Origin of the sequence: Blastococcus sp. TML/M2B (assembly GCF_016612865.1) — a bacterium.
In the GTDB taxonomy this organism is placed as follows: domain Bacteria; phylum Actinomycetota; class Actinomycetes; order Mycobacteriales; family Geodermatophilaceae; genus Blastococcus.
The window spans coordinates 33,587-49,697 of the sequence record NZ_JAENZZ010000002.1; the positions used below are offsets into that span (position 1 = coordinate 33,587).

Sequence of the window (16,111 nt, forward strand, 5' to 3'; positions counted from 1 at the left end):
CGTGATCCCGATCCTCGGCCTCGTGGCCGGTGTCCTGCTCGGCCTGCTGCTCGACCCGACCGTGCCGCTGGGGCTGCAGCCCTACCTGCCGATCGCGGTCGTGGCGGCGCTGGACGCCGTGTTCGGTGGCCTCCGGGCCCGGCTCGACGGCATCTTCGACGCCAAGGTCTTCGTCATCTCGTTCGTGTCCAACGTGGTCGTCGCCGCGCTCATCGTCTTCCTCGGCGACCAGCTCGGCGTCGGCGCGCAGCTCTCCACCGCCGTCGTCGTCGTCCTCGGCATCCGCATCTTCGGCAACGCCGCGGCCATCCGGCGGCACGTCTTCCGGGCATGACCACCGACCCGGCGCCGGCCGACCCGGCACGCGAGGACCCGGCAACCGGGGACCCGGCACGCGAGGACCCGGCAACCAAGGACCCGGCAACCAAGGACCCGGCAACCGAGGACCCGGCAACCGAGGACCCGGCAACCGAGGACCCTGCGCCCGCGGGGGAGGGGACCCCACCCACCCGCCGCCGCGACCTGCCTGCCGCGCTGCTGATCGGCGTCCTCACACTGCTGCTCGGCTTCGCCTTCACCGTGCAGGTGCGCAACGCCGACGACGAGCAGGCGCTGGCCGGCGCGCGCGAGGAGGACCTCGTGCGCATCGTCGACGAGGTCAGCTCCCGAGGCGTCCGGCTGCGCGAGCAGATCGCCGACCAGCGCAGCGCGCTGCGCCAGCTGACCAGCTCCGACAGCGAGACCGCGTCGGCGCTGGAGGAGGCGGGCACCCGGGCGGCCGCGCTCGCGGTGCTCAACGGCACCGCCCCCGCCGAGGGCCCGGGCCTGCGCCTCACGCTGCGCGACCCCGACGACGTGCTGCGGGTGACCGACCTGATCGACGTGATCCAGGAGCTGCGCGGCGCGGGAGCGGAGACCATGCAGTTCGACGGCGTCCGCGTCGGGCTGACGACGGCGGTCACCGGTGCCCCGGGCGCCTTGCTGATCGACGGCCGCCCGGTCACCGCGCCCTACGAGGTGCTGGTGCTCGGGTCGCCGCAGGACCTGGAGACGGCCCTGAACATCCCCGGCGGCGTGGTGCAGAGCGTCGGCGGGCGCGGCGGCTCGGTGACCGTCGAGCAGGTGCCCGACCTGCTCGTGGACGCGTTGCGGCCGCTCCCGGAGGCTCAATACGCTGCGCCGGACGACGACTGACCACGGGCCCCGTGCCCACCGCTCCTCGCTCCGCCCGGGGCGGGCCCCTGCACCGACGTGCGACCACCCGACCATGGAGACTGCCCGCATGAGCACGCCTGATGACCGCCGCTACACCGACCAGCACGAGTGGGCGCTGGTGCAGGGCACCGACGGCACGTCGACCGTCGTCCGGGTCGGCATCACCGACCACGCCCAGGACGCCCTGGGGGACATCGTCTTCGTGCAGCTGCCCTCCGTGGGCGACGAGGTGACCCCGGGGACGCCGATCGGGGAGGTGGAGTCCACCAAGTCGGTGTCCGACGTCTACGCCCCCGTCGCCGGCGTCGTGGCCGCGGTGAACGAGGTCCTGACCGACACCCCGGAGACGGTCAACGCCGACCCGTACGGCGCCGGCTGGCTGGTCGAGATCAGCGTCCCCGGCGAGGGCGGCGACCCGATCGGCGCGCTGCTGGACGCCGACGCCTACCAGGCGCTCGTCGACGGGTCCTGACGGCCCCGCCTGACGCGCCGGGCCACGCCCGGATCACTATGATCGCGACGGGGACGCCAGCCACCGGCGACCAGCCGCCGGCTCCCGCGCCCCACCTGCACGTCAGGTCGACCTCCGGGTCGACCGCTGGTTCCATGACCCCCCACCGGAGGAGACGCAACGTGCACTGCACTCGATGTGGACACGAGAACCCCGAGGGCAGTCGCTTCTGCGCCCAGTGCGGCTCGGCGCTCTCGCCGGAGCGCATCGGCGAGTCCACCAGCGTGATCCCCAAGGTGGGCGGCGAGGACTCCGCCGAGCAGCCCGAGACCGCGGAGTCGCCGGCCGACGCCCACGCCGGCGCCGTCGAGTCCCTGCCGGCCGGGTCGGCCCTGCTCGTCGTCAAGCGCGGCCCCAACGCGGGCAGCCGCTTCCTGCTCGACCAGGACGTCACCACCGCCGGTCGGCACCCCGACAGCGACATCTTCCTCGACGACGTCACCGTCAGCCGTCGCCACGTGGAGTTCCACCGCGAGGGCAGCGGCTACTCGGTGCACGACGTCGGCAGCCTCAACGGCACCTACGTCAACCGCGAGCCGGTCGACGTCGCCTCCCTGTCGGGGGGCGACGAGGTGCAGATCGGCAAGTTCCGCCTCGTCTACCTGACCGGTCCCCGGACCGGCGAGCCGGCCGCTCGCTAGTGGGGGGTCCGGCTCGCTCCTCGGGGGACGCCGGCGACCAGCACGCACCACGTCTGACCATCGGCGAGGTGCTCGCCGTGCTGCGCGACGACTTCCCCGACGTGACGATCAGCAAGATCCGGTACCTCGAGTCGGAGGACCTGGTCCACCCGCAGCGGACGCCCTCGGGGTACCGGAAGTTCTCCCGGGCCGACGTCAGCCGGCTGCGGTACGTGCTGACCGCGCAGCGGGACCACTACCTCCCGTTGCGGGTGATCAAGGACCACCTCGAGGCGCTGGACCGCGGCGAGCCGATCCCGGGCACCTCCGGGCCCGCGACCGTCCCGCCGCGGGCCCCCACCGGGGAGGACGGCGAGGCCGCCCCGCTCACCGCCGACCAGTTCGCGCGGGCCGCCGGGCTGGAGCCTGGGCAGCTGGCCGACTGCGTGCAGTTCGGGCTGCTGGCCACCGACGCCGACGGCCGGCACCCGGTGGCCGACCTGGCCATCGCCCGGGCGGCGGCGGGGCTGGCCCGGCACGGTATCGAGCCCCGGCACCTGCGGGTCTACCGCAGCGGCGTCGAGCGGGAGGCCGGCCTCGTCGAGCAGCTGGTCGCGCCGGTGCTGCGGGCCCGCTCCGAGGAGGCCCGGACCCGCGCCACCGAGAAGCTGCGCGACCTCGCGGGGCTCTCCGCGCAGCTGCACACCGCCCTGCTCGAAGCACGGCTGCGGGATCTCCTGCGGCCCTGAGTCGGGCGTACCGTAGGCCCGTCGCAGTCCCCGTCCGCCGTCGCCACCAGTCACCACACCGCCCGCACCCGGACGACGCCGTCGGTCCGGAACGCCGGGCACGCAGCCGAGGGAGCCGTACCGTGCAGGAGCTTCGAGTCGTGGGCGTCCGGGTGGAGCTGCCCGGCAACCAGCCGATCCTGCTGCTCAAGGAGACGCAGGGGGAGCGGTACCTGCCGATCTGGATCGGCGCGGTCGAGGCCGCGGCCATCGCGTTCGAGCAGCAGGGCGTCCGCCCCGCCCGGCCGATGACCCACGACCTGCTGCGCGAGGTGATCACCGCCCTCGGCGCCGAGCTCGAGGCGGTCAACATCACCGAGATGCGCGACGGGATCTACATCGCCGAGCTGGTCCTCGGGGACGAGCGGGTGGTCAGCGCCCGCCCGTCGGACGCGGTGGCGCTCGCCGTCCGCACCGGGTCGCCGATCTACGGCTCGGACGACCTGCTCGACGAGGTGGGCATCGAGATCCCGGACGAGCAGGAGGACGAGGTGGAGAAGTTCCGCGAGTTCCTCGACCAGATCTCCCCGGAGGACTTCGGGGCCGGTTCGGGCTCCGGCGGCGCCTGACGGAGGCCAACCAGGGAGCATCGGCAGGCCCGCGCCGGAGTTGACCCGAAGTGGTGAGCGTGACGACACGCCGCCCTCGTCAGTTGACCGACCCCCTGGCCCGGCTTACGGTTCGGCGAACAACAACGGTGTGACACCTGGGATCTGTGGCGCGAGCCACGGCACGTCCGACCCCGGATGACCAGCCGTCGACCCGGCCCGCACCAGCGGACCGGGACAGAGGAGGACGCCGACGTGAGCGACCAGGACAAGGGCTCCCAGGGTCAGCTCTTCAGCGACGCCGCGGTCGGGGCCCCTGCGTACGACGAGGTGGACACCGACCTCGTGGGCTACCGCGGGCCCACCGCCTGCGCCGCCGCGGGCATCACCTACCGCCAGCTCGACTACTGGGCGCGCACCGGCCTCGTGGCCCCGTCGGTCCGCAGCGCCACCGGCTCCGGCACCCAGCGGCTGTACTCCTTCCGCGACATCCTCGTGCTCAAGGTCGTCAAGCGGCTGCTCGACACCGGCGTCTCCCTGCAGAACATCCGCAAGGCCGTCGACCACCTGCGCAACCGCGGCATCAAGGACCTCGCCAACATCACGCTGTTCTCCGACGGCGCCACCGTCTACGAGTGCACCTCCGCCGAAGAGGTCGTCGACCTGCTCGCCGGCGGCCAGGGCGTCTTCGGCATCGCCGTCTCCGGTGCCCTCCGGGAGCTGTCCGGCGAGCTCGCCGAGCTCCCCGCCGAACGGCTCGACGGCGCGCCCCTCGCCGCCGCCGACGACGAGCTCTCCATGCGCCGCCGCCGCCGCGCCATGTAGTTGGTTCTGTCGTGCCGAGTGGGCCCCGGAGGGGTCCGCGCAGGCGAGACGCAGCGGCTCCTCGGTGTCGGGTACGGCACGTGGTCGCGGGGTCGGCCGGAGGCCGACAGTGTTGTAGCGTTCTGCCAGTGGCCGACCGTGCTGACACCCCGCCGATGTCCGGATCGCTCCCGTCGCTGACGGCGCTGGACCCGGCGGGATCCTTCGCCGCCCGGCACATCGGGCCGCGGGGCGATGACACCGCCGAGATGCTGCGGGTCGTGGGGCACCCCACGCTCGAGTCGCTGGCCGACGCCTGCGTCCCCGAGGGCGTGCGCGACCGCTCGCCGCTGGCCCTGCCGCCGGCCGCCGACGAGGCCGCCGTCCTCGCCGAGCTGCGCGAGCGGGCCGCGGAGAACGACGTCCTGACCTCGATGATCGGGCTGGGCTACTACGGCACGGTCACGCCCTCGGTCATCCAGCGGACGGTCCTGGAGAACCCGGCCTGGTACACGGCGTACACGCCCTACCAGCCCGAGATCAGCCAGGGCCGGCTCGAGGCGCTGATCAACTTCCAGACGATGGTCGCCGACCTCACCGGCCTCGACGTCGCCGGCGCCTCGATGCTCGACGAGGCCACCGCCGCCGCCGAGGCGATGACGCTGGTCCGCCGGGCGGGCCGGGCGAAGCCGGACGCGGTCTTCGTCGTGGACGCCGACACGCTGCCGCAGACCCTCGCCGTCCTCGAGACCCGCGCCGAGCCGCTCGGCATCGCGCTGCACGTCGCCGACCTGTCGGAGGGCTGGCCGACCGACCTGCCCGAGGCCGGCGCGTTCGGCGTCCTGCTGTCCTACCCGGGCGCGAGCGGCGCGGTCCGCGACCACCGCGCCCTCGCCGCCGCCGCGCACGAGGCCGGCGCCTCGGTCGTCGTGGCCGCCGACCTGCTCGCCCTCACGCTGCTCGAGGCCCCGGGGGAGTGGGGCGCCGACGTCGCCTGCGGCACCACCCAGCGCTTCGGCGTCCCCATGGGCTACGGCGGCCCGCACGCCGGCTACCTGTCGGTCCGCGAGGGGCTGGCCCGCCAGCTGCCCGGCCGGCTGGTCGGCGTCTCGGTCGACGCCGACGGGGACGTCGCCTACCGGCTCGCGCTGCAGACCCGCGAGCAGCACATCCGCCGCGAGAAGGCGACCAGCAACATCTGCACCGCCCAGGTGCTGCTCGCCGTGATGGCCGGCGCCTACGCCGTCTACCACGGGCCCGAGGGCCTGGCCGCGATCGCGGCGCGCGTGCACCGCAGCGCCGTCGCCCTGGCCGGCGCGCTCCGGGCCGGCGGGGTGCTGCCGGTGCACGAGCACTTCTTCGACACCGTGACCGCCGCCGTCCCGGGCCGGGCCGCCGACGTCGTCGCGGCCGCCGCGCAGCGACGGATTCAACCTGCGGCTGGTCGACGCCGACACGGTCGCCGTCGCCTGCGACGAGACGACGACGCCGGCCGTCCTGCGCGAGGTGGCCGCGTCCTTCGGCGTCGCCTTCGACGACGCGGCCCTCGACGAGGACGGCGCCGACGCGCTGCCCGGCGAGCTGCGCCGGCGCTCGGCCTACCTGACGCACCCGGTCTTCTCCGCGCACCGCTCGGAGACGTCGATGCTGCGCTACCTGCGCTCGCTGAGCGACAAGGACCTCGCGCTGGACCGCACGATGATCCCGCTGGGCTCGTGCACGATGAAGCTCAACGCGGCGACCGAGATGGCCGCCATCACCTGGCCGGAGTTCGCGGGGCTGCACCCCTTCGCGCCGGTCGAGCAGGCCCGCGGCTACACCCGGCTGATCGACGAGCTGTGCGGCTGGCTGGCCGAGGTGACCGGCTACGCCGCCGTGAGCGTGCAACCCAACGCCGGCTCGCAGGGCGAGTTCGCCGGCCTGCTGGCCATCCGCGGCTACCACCGCTCGCGCGGCGACGAGGGCCGCGACGTCTGCCTGATCCCGAGCTCCGCGCACGGCACGAACGCCGCGAGCGCGGTCATGGCCGGCATGCGGGTGGTCGTCGTCGCCTGCGACGAGGCGGGCAACGTCGACCTCGGCGACCTGCGCGCCAAGGTGGACCAGCACGCCGAGCGGCTGGCCGCGATCATGCTGACCTACCCCTCGACGCACGGCGTGTACGAGACCGAGGTGCGCGAGATCTGCGCCGCGGTGCACGACGCCGGCGGCCAGGTGTACGTCGACGGCGCGAACCTCAACGCGCTGGTCGGCCTGGCCCGCCCCGGCCGGTTCGGCTCCGACGTCAGCCACCTCAACCTGCACAAGACCTTCTGCATCCCGCACGGCGGTGGTGGCCCCGGCGTCGGCCCGATCGGCGTCGCGGAGCACCTGGTGCCGTTCCTCCCGGGCCACCCGCTGGTCGACACCGGCACGAGCGGCCCGGCCGTCTCCGGCGCGCCCTACGGGTCGGCGGGCATCCTGCCGATCTCGTGGGCCTACGTCCGGCTCATGGGCCCCGACGGGCTGACCCGCGCCACCGAGCACGCCATCCTCGGCGCGAACTACCTGGCCAGCCGGCTGCGCGAGCACTTCCCGGTGCTCTACACCGGTGCGGACGGCATGGTCGCGCACGAGTGCATCCTGGACATCCGGCCGCTCACCAAGGCCACCGGCATCACCAACGACGACATCGCCAAGCGGCTCATCGACTTCGGCTTCCACGCGCCGACGATGAGCTTCCCGGTCGCCGGCACGCTGATGGTCGAGCCGACCGAGAGCGAGGACAAGGCGGAGCTGGACCGGTTCGTCGAGGCGATGGTGACCATCCGCGGCGAGATCGAGAAGGTGGCGACGGGGGAGTACGACGCCACCGACAACCCGCTGCGCAACGCCCCGCACACGCTGGCGATGCTGGCGGGGGAGTGGGAGCGGCCCTACCCGCGGACGACGGCGATCTACCCGGTGCGCGGCCTGCAGGGGCGCAGCTACCTCAGCCCGGTCCGGCGGATCGACCAGGCCTACGGCGACCGCAATCTGGTCTGCGCCTGCCCGCCGATCGAGGCGTTCGCCGAGCACGACTTCGGCGCGCACGCGCCGGACGCGGACGGCTCGACGCCGGGCCGCGCCGCCGGGGCACCCGACGACCTCGGGACGACGGCCGACGTGGTGGGCGCGCAGGCCTGACCTGCCGAGCGGCAGGGGCGCAACCCGGTCGACGCCGTCGCACCCGCGTGCGACGGTGTCGGCCGTGACCGCTGCCGACGACGCCAAGGCCGACCTGCGCACCTACCTGCAGGAGGGCCGCGACGTCCTCGTCCTCAAGCTGGAGGGGCTGTCCGAGTACGACCTGCGGCGTCCGCGGACACCGACCGGGACCAACCTGCTCGGGCTGGTCAAGCACCTGGCGTTCGTGGAGCTGGGCTACTTCGGTCCGGTCTTCGGCCGGCCCGCGCCCGGGGTCGAGCCGTGGATGGCCGAGGAGGGCGAGCCCAACTGGGACATGTGGGCGACTCCGGAGGAGACCCGCGCCGACGTCCTCGCCCGCTACCGCCGCGCGTGGGCGCTCACCGACGCCACCGTCGACGAGCTGCCGCTCGACGCGACGGGGCGGGTGCCCTGGTGGTCCCGCCCGGAGGTGACGCTGCACCGGGTGCTCGTGCACGTCATTGCCGAGACGCACCGGCACGCCGGCCACGCCGACATCGTGCGCGAGCTGCTCGACGGTTCGGTCGGCAACCAGGGGGTCGGGGACAACTTGCCCGACGTCGACGAGGCCTGGTGGGCCGCACACCGGGAGCGGCTGGACGAGGTCGCCCGGCAGGCGGGCGGGCGGTGACCGCCCCGGAGGCGGACCCGGTCTTCGCCGACCCCCGGCTGGCCGAGCTCTACGACGCCTTCGACGGCCCGCGGACCGACCTGGTCGCCTACCGGGCGTTGGTGGAGGAGCTCGGCGTCCGCTCGGTCCTCGACGTGGGCTGCGGCACCGGCGAGCTGGCCTGCTCGCTGGCCGCCCGCGGTCTCGACGTCGTCGGGCTGGACCCGGCGAGGGCCTCGCTGGACGTCGCCCGGCGCAAGCCGCACGCCGACCGGGTGCGCTGGGTGCACGGCGGCGTGGCGGCGCTCCCGCCCCTCCAGGTGGACCTGGTGACGATGACCGGCAACGTGGCGCAGGTGTTCCTGACCGACGAGGAGTGGGCCGCGGCGCTGCGCGCGGTCCGGGCGGCGCTGCGGCCCGGCGGCCGGTTCGTGTTCGAGAGCCGGCGGCCGGAGCGGCGGGCGTGGCAGGAGTGGACGCCGGAGCGCTCGGCCGCCCGGGTGGACGTCCCCGGGGGAGCGGTGCGGACCGAGGTGGCGGTCACCGCCGTCCGCGGTCTGCTGGTGTCCTTCCGGTGGACCTTCCGCTTCGAGGCGGACGGCGCCGTCCTCACCTCGGACTCGACGCTGCGGTTCCGCGGCCGGGCGGAGCTGGCCGCCTCGCTGACCGCCGCCGGCCTCGAGGTCGAGGACGTGCGGGACGCGCCGGACCGGCCGGGCGCCGAGGGGGTGTTCCTGGCGCGGCGACCCGACCGGGGTGAGCCGGAGATCAGGCGCTGACGAGCTCCGGTGCCAGCCAGGTGTGCGGGTGGGCGATCGCGCGGCCGTCCGGGAGCAGCTCGCCGTCGTCGTCGAAGAGGACGACGCCGTTGCACAGCAGGCTCCAGCCCTGCTCGGGGTGGCTGCGGACGACGGCGGCGAGGTCGCGCGCGTCGCTGGTTACGTCGGGGCACGGGGTGACGTGGGAGCACATGGCGGTTCCGTCCGTTCGGGCCGCGGAGGCCCTGATGGCTGAGGGTGATTGTCCGATCACCGAACGCCGACCAGTGTGCGCGCGCAGCTCCCACGAGGGGAGTGACGCAGGTCACCACGTCACCCCGCCGGGTGGTGGACATCTGCCAAGCCGCCGCGGCGGCGGGCAGGTCAGAGCTTGCGGAGCAGGATCCGGCGCACCGAGTGGTCGGCGGCCTTCTGCAGCACGAGCCTCGCGCGGGAGCGCGTCGGCGCGATGTTGTCCCGCAGGTTCGGCGCATTCACCGCCGCCCAGATGCCCAGCGCGGTCTCGCGCGCCTGATCGTCGGTGAGCTCGGCGAACCGGTGGAAGAAGGCCGAGGTGTCGGCGAACGCCGTGCGCCGCAGCGCGAGGAACCGCTCCACGTACCAGGTCTGGATGTCGGCCTCGGAGGCGTCGACGTAGACGGAGAAGTCGAAGAAGTCCGAGGCGAAGACCTCGGGCGCGGTGCCGTCGGAGCGGCGCCCGGCCTGCAGCACGTTCAGCCCCTCGACGACCAGGATGTCGGGCCGGTCCACGGCCTGCTGCCGGCCCGGCACGATGTCGTAGGACTGGTGGTCGTAGACCGGCGCGAAGACCTCCTCGCGGCCGCTCTTCACATCCGCGAGGAAGCGCAGCAGCGCGCGGCGGTCGTAGCTCTCCGGGAAGCCCTTGCGCCCCATGAGGCCACGCGCCTCCAGGATGGCGTTGGGCATGAGGAAGCCGTCGGTCGTCACCAGGTCCACCCGCGGCGACCCCGGGCTGGCGGCCAGCAGGGTCTGCAGGAGGCGGGCGGTGGTGCTCTTGCCCACGGCCACGCTCCCGGCCACGGCGATCACGAACGGCACCTTCGCGGTCGAGTCGCCGAGGAACTCGCTCTGCGCCGCCCACAGCCGCCGGCTGGCGGCGACGTGCAGCCCGAGCAGCCGGGCCAGCGGCAGGTAGACCGTGGCCACCTCGTCGAGGTCGATGCGGTCACCCAGCGAGGCGAGCGCGGAGAGGTCCGCCTCGTCCAGGGGCAGCCGCGAGCCCGCAGCGAGCGCTCGCCACGAGTCGCGGTCGAACACCGCGTAGGGCGAGATGGAGCCACGAGTTCCAGCCGTCACGCCCCCATCGTGCCGTCCGGCACCGGGCACCCCTGCGCGCGGGTCACTCCTGCGGGTGGGGCGGACCCCCGCGAGCCGCCGGGGACCGGGCACCGGCCCGCGGCCGGTCTAGGGTTCGGCTGTGCCAGCCCACCCGGGACTGCTCGAGTGCATCGAGCGCTACCACGCCGCCGCGCCGCTCCCGGACGCGCGGATCGAGGCGGCCGGTGCGCTCGACGTCCCCCTCGGGGACCCGGCCTGGCCCTATCCGGCCCGTCCCCGGCTCGGCGCCACCGCTGCGGTGACCGCCGCCGACGTGCGGGCCGCGGTGGCGCTGCAGGAGGCGGCCGGGGTGCCCGGCGCGCTCGAGTGGATCCCGCAGCGCACCCCCGAGGTCGGCGCCGCGGCCGCCGCGGCCGGCCTGGACGTCGACGTGCTGCCCCTGCTGGTGGCCGACGAGCCGGTCGAGCTGCTCTTCCCGGCCGGCGTGCGGCTCTACGTCGTCGGCGCCGACGACCCGGAGCTGGCGCACTACCAGGAGGTCTCCGCGGTGGCCTTCGCCCACCCCGGCGGCGCGGCCGACGTGCCGGCTCCCCGGCCCGACCCCACCCCGCGGGACACGGCGGCGACCGCCGCGCTGCGCGAGCGGATCGCGACCGGCCGCACGGTGATGATGGTGGCGATCGAGCGCGGCCAGCCGGTGGCCGTCGGCCTGCACCAGCCGGTCGACATCGGCGACGCCGTGGTCAGCGAGATCGTCGGCCTGGCGACCGCGCCGCGGCTGCGCGGCCGCGGCCTGGGCGCCGGCATCGCCTCGGCGCTGGTCGCGCACGCGCGCGAGAGCGCCGAGCTGGTCTTCCTGGCCGCCGGCGACGACGACGTCGCCCGGGTCTACGAGCGGATCGGGTTCGCGTGGCTGGCGACCGTCGGCGTCGCCGAGGCGCCGCGCCGCTGAACCCCCGGGACAGGCCGGCGGGGCGGGCGTCCCCGGCGCTGCGTCAGGACTGCTCGTAGGTGACCACCATCGTGGCGCGGGCCAGCGTGTGGAAGAACAGGTTGAAGCCGAGCACGGCCGGCCGGGCGTCGGCGTCCACGTCGAGGGTCTCGGTGTCCACGGCGTGCACGACGACGAAGTAGCGGTGCGGCCCGTGCCCGGCCGGGGGAGCGGCGCCGACGAACCCGGCGAAGCCGCCGTCGTTGGCCAGCTGGACCGCGCCCTGCGGCAGCGCCGGGGCGTCCTTGCTGCCGGCGCCGGAGGGCAGCTCGGTGACCGAGGCGGGGATGTTGGCGACGGCCCAGTGCCAGAACCCGCTGGCGGTCGGGGCGTCCGGGTCGTACACGGTGACGGCGAAGCTGCGGGTGCCCTCGGGGAAGCCGGACCAGGAGAGCTGGGGGGAGCGGTCCTCGCCGCCGGCGCCCATGACGCCGCTGACGTGGGGCATCGGCAGCGTCCCGCCGTCGGTGATGTCGGTGCTGGTGACCGTGAACGAGGGCACCTGCGGCAGGAAGTCGTAGGGGTTGGGCGGAACGGGCCGGTCGGCCATGCCGAGCTCCTCGGGATCGGGGGATCGCCCCAGGTCGGGCGGGGAGCCGGCGCGTGCGGCCCCCCAGCGACCCTAGGCAGCCCGGCCGGTGTCCGCGCGGCGGTGCCGCCCCGGGTTGCTGCACCGCCCCGTCCGAGGCGTGCGGACGCCCGTGCGCCGGTACCGTCGCGGCCGTGCCTAGTACCGGCCTGGGGTTGCCCGACTCCGTCCGTGCCTGCCTCTTCGACCTCGACGGCGTGCTCACCCGCACCGCGACCGTGCACATGGCCGCCTGGAAGCGGACGTTCGACGAGTACCTGCGGTCCACCGATCCGGACGCGCGGCCCTTCGACCAGGAGGACTACAACCGCTACGTGGACGGCAAGCCGCGGGCCGACGGCGTCCGGGACTTCCTGGCCAGCCGCGGTGTCACGCTGCCCGAGGGGGAGGCCGGGGACGCCTCCGGTGCCGCCACCGTGCAGGGCATCGCCGCCCGCAAGAACGTGCTGGTGCTCCGCGAGCTCGACGAGCACGGCGTGGAGGTCTACCCGGGCTCGGTGCGCTACCTGCGCGCGGTCAAGGAGGCCGGGCTGCCCGCAGCGGTGGTGACGGCGTCGGCCAACGGCGAGCAGGTGATCGCCGCCGCGGGGTTCGCCGACCTGATCGACGCGCGGATCGACGGGGTGGTGGCGGCGCGGGACTCGCTGCGCGGCAAGCCCGCGCCCGACACCTTCCTGGCCGGTGCCCGGGCGCTGGGGGTGACCCCGGCGGAGGCGGTGGTGTTCGAGGACGCGCAGTCGGGGGTCGCCGCCGGCCGGGCGGGGGAGTTCGGCTACGTGGTCGGCGTCGACCGGGTGGGCCAGGCCGACGCGCTGGCCGCCGCGGGTGCCGACGTCGTCGTCCCCGACCTCGCCGAGCTGCTGGGCGGCGCGTCATGACAGAGGGGCGGGCGACCTTCCCGATCGAGCCGTGGTCGCTCACCGAGGTGGGGCTGGACCACGCGTCGCTGGGCGTGCACGAGTCGGTGTTCGCCCTGGCCAACGGGCACATCGGCATGCGCGGCTCGTTCGACGAGGGCGAGCCGGTCGTCGTCCCCGGCACCTACCTGAACGGCTTCTACGAGGAGCGGCCGCTGCCCTACGCCGAGGCCGGCTACGGCTACCCCGAGCAGGGCCAGACGGTCGTGAACGTCACCGACGGCAAGCTCATCCGGCTGCTGGTCAAGGACTCGCCGCTGGACCTCAACTACGGCCAGATCATCGAGCACCGCCGCACCCTCGACCTGCGTGCCGGCGTGCTGCGGCGGAGCACCGAGTGGCGCTCTCCGGGTGGCCGCACCGTGCGGGTCACCAGCACGCGGCTGGTGTCGCTGACCCGGCGGTCGATCGCCGCGATCGAGTACCAGGTGGAGGTCGTCGACGACCTCGGCGACCTGTACGTGGCGCTGCAGTCGGACCTGCTGGCCAACGAGCAGACGCACGGCGAGAGCGACGACCCGCGCGCGGCGGCGTCGCTGAGCCGGCCGCTGCAGCCGGAGTTCTCCGTGGGCCGCGGGCGCCGGGCGGTGCTCGTGCACCAGACGGCGCGCAGCCGGCTGCGCATGGCGGCCGGGATGGACCACGTCGTGGAGATCCCGGACAGCAGCACCGAGGACATCCTGGCCAACGGCGACCTCGCCCGGTACACCCTCGCCGCGCGCATCCCGCCCGGCGGCTCCCTGAAACTGGTCAAGTTCCTCGCCTACGGCTGGTCCTCGCGCCGCTCCGGGGCCGCGCTGCGCGACCAGGTCGAGGCGGCGCTGGCCACCGCCAAGCTGGCCGGGTTCGACCGGCTGATGCGCGAGCAGCGCGACCTGCTCGACCAGCACTGGGACGAGGCCGACGTCGAGGTCGAGGGCGACGACGAGCTGCAGCAGGCCGTCCGCGTCGGGATGTTCCACGTCCTGCAGGCCGGCCTGCGGGGTGAGCGCCAGCCGATCCCGGCCAAGGGGCTCACCGGCCCCGGCTACGACGGGCACACCTTCTGGGACACCGAGACCTACGTCCTGCCGGTGCTGACCTACACCGCTCCGGAGGCGGCCCGGGACGCGTTGCGCTGGCGGCACTCGATCCTGGAGCTCGCCCGCGAGCGGGCGCGGGTGCTCGGGCTGCGCGGCGCGGTCTTCCCGTGGCGCACGATCCGCGGCGAGGAGACCTCGGGGTACTGGCCCGCGGGCACCGCCGCCTTCCACATCAACGCCGACATCGCCGACGCCGTCGTCCGCTACTTCAACGCCACCGACGACGACGACTTCGACCGCGACTTCGGCGCCGAGCTGCTCATCGAGACGGCGCGGCTGTGGGCCTCGCTCGGGCACTTCGACACCGAGCACGGGTTCCGCATCGACGGGGTGACCGGCCCCGACGAGTACACGGCGGTCGTCGACAACAACGTGTTCACCAACCTGATGGCCCAGCGGAACCTGCGCGAGGCGGCGCGGGCGGTGGGCCGGCAGCCCGACGTCGCCGGCCGGCTCGGGGTGGACGACGACGAGGTCGAGGTGTGGCTGCGCGCCGCCGCGCTCATGGCGGTGCCCTACGACACCCAGCGCGGGGTGCACATGCAGTCCGACGCCTTCACCCACCACGAGGAGTGGGACTTCGAGCGCACGCCCGCCGACCGCTACCCGCTGCTGCTGCACTACCCCTACTTCGAGATCTACCGGAAGCAGGTGGTGAAGCAGGCCGACCTGGTGATGGCGCTGCACCTGCGCGGGGACGCGTTCACCCTCGAGGAGAAGATCGCCGACTTCGCCTACTACGAGGCGCGGACGACGCGGGACTCCTCGCTGTCGGCCAGCCAGCAGGGCGTCGTCGCCGCCGAGACCGGGCACCTGGACCTGGCCTACGACTACTGGGCCGAGGCCGCGCTGACCGATCTGCAGAACCTGCACCACAACTCCGGGCACGGGCTGCACATCGCCTCGCTGGCCGGCGGCTGGACGGTGGCCGTGGCCGGCTTCGGCGGGATGCGCGACCACGACGGGCACCTGACTTTCGCCCCGCGGCTGCCGAGCCGGCTCACCCGCTTGCGCTTCCGCGTGGTCTACCGAGGCCGGAAGCTGGTCGTCTCGGTGACGCCCACGAGGGCGACCTACCGGCTGGTCGACGGCGACCCGCTGGAGATCCGGCACCACGGCCGGCAGGTGGTCGTCGACCACGCCGACCTGGCGCTGGACATCCCGCCGCCGCCGGCAGTGGAGCCGGTGACCCAGCCGAAGGGCTGCGAGCCGCGCCGGCGGACGCGCCCGGGCACGCCGCCGATCGAGCACCGCTCGGCCGGCGACCTCCACTGACGGCTCAGGCGAGCAGCCAGCTGCCCCCGAGCAGCAGCGCACCGACGTCGACGACCAGGAAGACCCCGACCCAGACCAGGCCGGGGATGCGGGTGAGCCGGGCCAGCTGATCGGCGTCGGAGTCCGGTGCCCGGCGACGCCGTCGCGCGGTCTGCAGCTCGAGGACGGCACGCGGTGCGGCCAGCAGCAGGAACCAGGTCGTCAGCGCGGCGAACGCGGCCTGGCCCTCCGGCGGCAGCCACCACGTCGCGGCCAGGACCATCCCCCCGCCCACCAGCACCGACCACAGGCCGTACCAGTTGCGGATCTGCACGAGCAGCAGCGCCAGGAGGGCCAGCAGCCCCCACAGCAGCGCCACCGCGTGCCCGGCGGCGAGCAGCGCGGCCGCGCCCAGCCCGAACAGGGCCGGGCCGGTGTAACCGGCGGCGCAGGTCAGCACCATGCCGAGGCCGGTCGGCCGCCCGGAGGAGACCGTCAGGCCCGAGGTGTCGGAGTGCAGCCGGATACCGGCCAGCCGCCGGCCGACGGCGAGCGCCACCACACCGTGCGCGCCCTCGTGCGCGATCGTCACCGCGTGCCGGGTGAGCCGCCACAGCGGCGTCACCAGCACCAGGAGGGCGGCGACCCCCGCGAGCGCGAGCAGCACGCCGGGGGAGAGGTCCGGCGAGGGGGCGGTGACCCGGTCCCAGATCCGCCCCGCCGCCTCCACGCCAGGAGTCAACCGCATCCACCTGGGAACGGGGCGCGGTCGGGCAGACTGCGGGCGTGACCGTCGCGGAGCCCCTCCGGGCGGGGACCGGGGGCGGGATCAGCCCGGCGGGGCGAGCGCCTCGTCCTGGCCCACGGCGCGACCAGCGGGCCATGGGTGTCCGACAGTGTCAGGGCGGGCATCGCCTC

At 74.6% G+C, this 16,111-nt stretch carries 17 protein-coding genes and 1 pseudogene; 14 read left to right on the forward strand and 4 right to left on the reverse strand.

Translation table 11 applies throughout. The features are described 5' to 3' along the window. Position 1 precedes the first annotated feature (1 nt). The 11 genes and pseudogenes from JKP75_RS08825 (at position 2) to JKP75_RS08870 (ending at position 9,061) form a co-directional block, all read left to right on the forward strand. The gene (locus JKP75_RS08825; RefSeq protein WP_200491738.1) at positions 2 to 334 is read left to right on the forward strand and encodes a small basic family protein; all 333 of its coding nucleotides are present in this window, start codon (positions 2 to 4) and stop codon (positions 332 to 334) included. Further along, complete coding sequence (locus JKP75_RS08830) at positions 331 to 1,194, forward strand: DUF881 domain-containing protein (protein ID WP_242471962.1); 864 nt, start codon at positions 331 to 333, stop codon at positions 1,192 to 1,194. The genes JKP75_RS08825 and JKP75_RS08830 overlap by 4 nt, the downstream gene beginning before the upstream one ends. Before the next feature lie 88 nt (positions 1,195 to 1,282). Then, positions 1,283 to 1,687, forward strand: coding sequence for a glycine cleavage system protein GcvH (gene gcvH / locus JKP75_RS08835; protein WP_200491737.1), 405 nt, complete (start codon positions 1,283 to 1,285; stop codon positions 1,685 to 1,687). A 161-nt stretch (positions 1,688 to 1,848) separates the two neighbouring features. Continuing rightward, the gene (locus JKP75_RS08840) at positions 1,849 to 2,367 is read left to right on the forward strand and encodes an FHA domain-containing protein (protein WP_200491736.1); all 519 of its coding nucleotides are present in this window, start codon (positions 1,849 to 1,851) and stop codon (positions 2,365 to 2,367) included. Between the two features lie 68 nt (positions 2,368 to 2,435). Further along, a complete protein-coding gene (locus JKP75_RS08845; protein WP_309229697.1) occupies positions 2,436 to 3,095 on the forward strand; it encodes a MerR family transcriptional regulator in 660 nt (219 codons plus the stop codon). Between the two features lie 122 nt (positions 3,096 to 3,217). Beyond that, positions 3,218 to 3,703 carry a bifunctional nuclease family protein gene (locus JKP75_RS08850; RefSeq protein ID WP_200492988.1) on the forward strand — a complete coding sequence of 162 codons (486 nt, stop codon included), beginning with the start codon at positions 3,218 to 3,220 and terminating at the stop codon, positions 3,701 to 3,703. A gap of 234 nt (positions 3,704 to 3,937) precedes the next feature. Further along, a complete protein-coding gene (locus tag JKP75_RS08855; RefSeq protein ID WP_200491734.1) occupies positions 3,938 to 4,507 on the forward strand; it encodes a MerR family transcriptional regulator in 570 nt (189 codons plus the stop codon). Positions 4,508 to 4,755: 248 nt separating this feature from the next. Then, positions 4,756 to 5,853 (forward strand): annotated as a pseudogene (locus JKP75_RS20980) (glycine dehydrogenase); the annotation flags it as partial. Between the two features lie 139 nt (positions 5,854 to 5,992). Then, positions 5,993 to 7,651, forward strand: a complete 1,659-nt coding sequence (gene gcvPB / locus JKP75_RS20985) for an aminomethyl-transferring glycine dehydrogenase subunit GcvPB (RefSeq protein ID WP_309229698.1) — start codon at positions 5,993 to 5,995, stop codon at positions 7,649 to 7,651. 64 nt (positions 7,652 to 7,715) lie between these two features. Next, entirely contained in the window at positions 7,716 to 8,303 is a 588-nt protein-coding gene (locus tag JKP75_RS08865; protein ID WP_200491733.1) for a DinB family protein, read from the forward strand. Continuing rightward, positions 8,300 to 9,061 carry a bifunctional 2-polyprenyl-6-hydroxyphenol methylase/3-demethylubiquinol 3-O-methyltransferase UbiG gene (locus tag JKP75_RS08870; protein WP_200491732.1) on the forward strand — a complete coding sequence of 254 codons (762 nt, stop codon included), beginning with the start codon at positions 8,300 to 8,302 and terminating at the stop codon, positions 9,059 to 9,061. The genes JKP75_RS08865 and JKP75_RS08870 overlap by 4 nt, the downstream gene beginning before the upstream one ends. Here JKP75_RS08870 and JKP75_RS08875 read toward each other — a convergent pair. Both JKP75_RS08875 and coaA read right to left on the reverse strand, forming a co-directional pair. Beyond that, a complete protein-coding gene (locus JKP75_RS08875) occupies positions 9,051 to 9,254 on the reverse strand; it encodes a DUF5999 family protein (RefSeq protein WP_200492989.1) in 204 nt (67 codons plus the stop codon). The genes JKP75_RS08870 and JKP75_RS08875 overlap by 11 nt on opposite strands. Before the next feature lie 170 nt (positions 9,255 to 9,424). Further along, the gene (gene coaA, locus JKP75_RS08880) at positions 9,425 to 10,378 is read right to left on the reverse strand and encodes a type I pantothenate kinase (protein WP_200491731.1); all 954 of its coding nucleotides are present in this window, start codon (positions 10,376 to 10,378) and stop codon (positions 9,425 to 9,427) included. Positions 10,379 to 10,499: 121 nt separating this feature from the next. On the opposite strand from coaA, the gene JKP75_RS08885 reads away from it, so the two are divergent. After that, positions 10,500 to 11,312, forward strand: a complete 813-nt coding sequence (locus JKP75_RS08885; protein WP_200492990.1) for a GNAT family N-acetyltransferase — start codon at positions 10,500 to 10,502, stop codon at positions 11,310 to 11,312. 43 nt (positions 11,313 to 11,355) lie between these two features. On the opposite strand, the gene JKP75_RS08890 is transcribed toward JKP75_RS08885, so the two are convergent. Then, positions 11,356 to 11,901: a YbhB/YbcL family Raf kinase inhibitor-like protein gene (locus tag JKP75_RS08890; RefSeq protein ID WP_200491730.1), complete on the reverse strand. Its 546-nt coding sequence runs from the start codon at positions 11,899 to 11,901 to the stop codon at positions 11,356 to 11,358. 173 nt (positions 11,902 to 12,074) lie between these two features. On the opposite strand from JKP75_RS08890, the gene JKP75_RS08895 reads away from it, so the two are divergent. After that, positions 12,075 to 12,818 carry a beta-phosphoglucomutase family hydrolase gene (locus tag JKP75_RS08895; RefSeq protein WP_309229699.1) on the forward strand — a complete coding sequence of 248 codons (744 nt, stop codon included), beginning with the start codon at positions 12,075 to 12,077 and terminating at the stop codon, positions 12,816 to 12,818. Beyond that, positions 12,815 to 15,214, forward strand: coding sequence for a glycoside hydrolase family 65 protein (locus JKP75_RS08900; RefSeq protein WP_200491729.1), 2,400 nt, complete (start codon positions 12,815 to 12,817; stop codon positions 15,212 to 15,214). The genes JKP75_RS08895 and JKP75_RS08900 overlap by 4 nt, the downstream gene beginning before the upstream one ends. Positions 15,215 to 15,218: 4 nt before the next feature. Here JKP75_RS08900 and JKP75_RS08905 read toward each other — a convergent pair whose 3' ends face one another. After that, positions 15,219 to 15,941, reverse strand: a complete 723-nt coding sequence (locus JKP75_RS08905; protein WP_200491728.1) for a M50 family metallopeptidase — start codon at positions 15,939 to 15,941, stop codon at positions 15,219 to 15,221. Between the last annotated feature and the right edge of the window lie 170 nt (positions 15,942 to 16,111).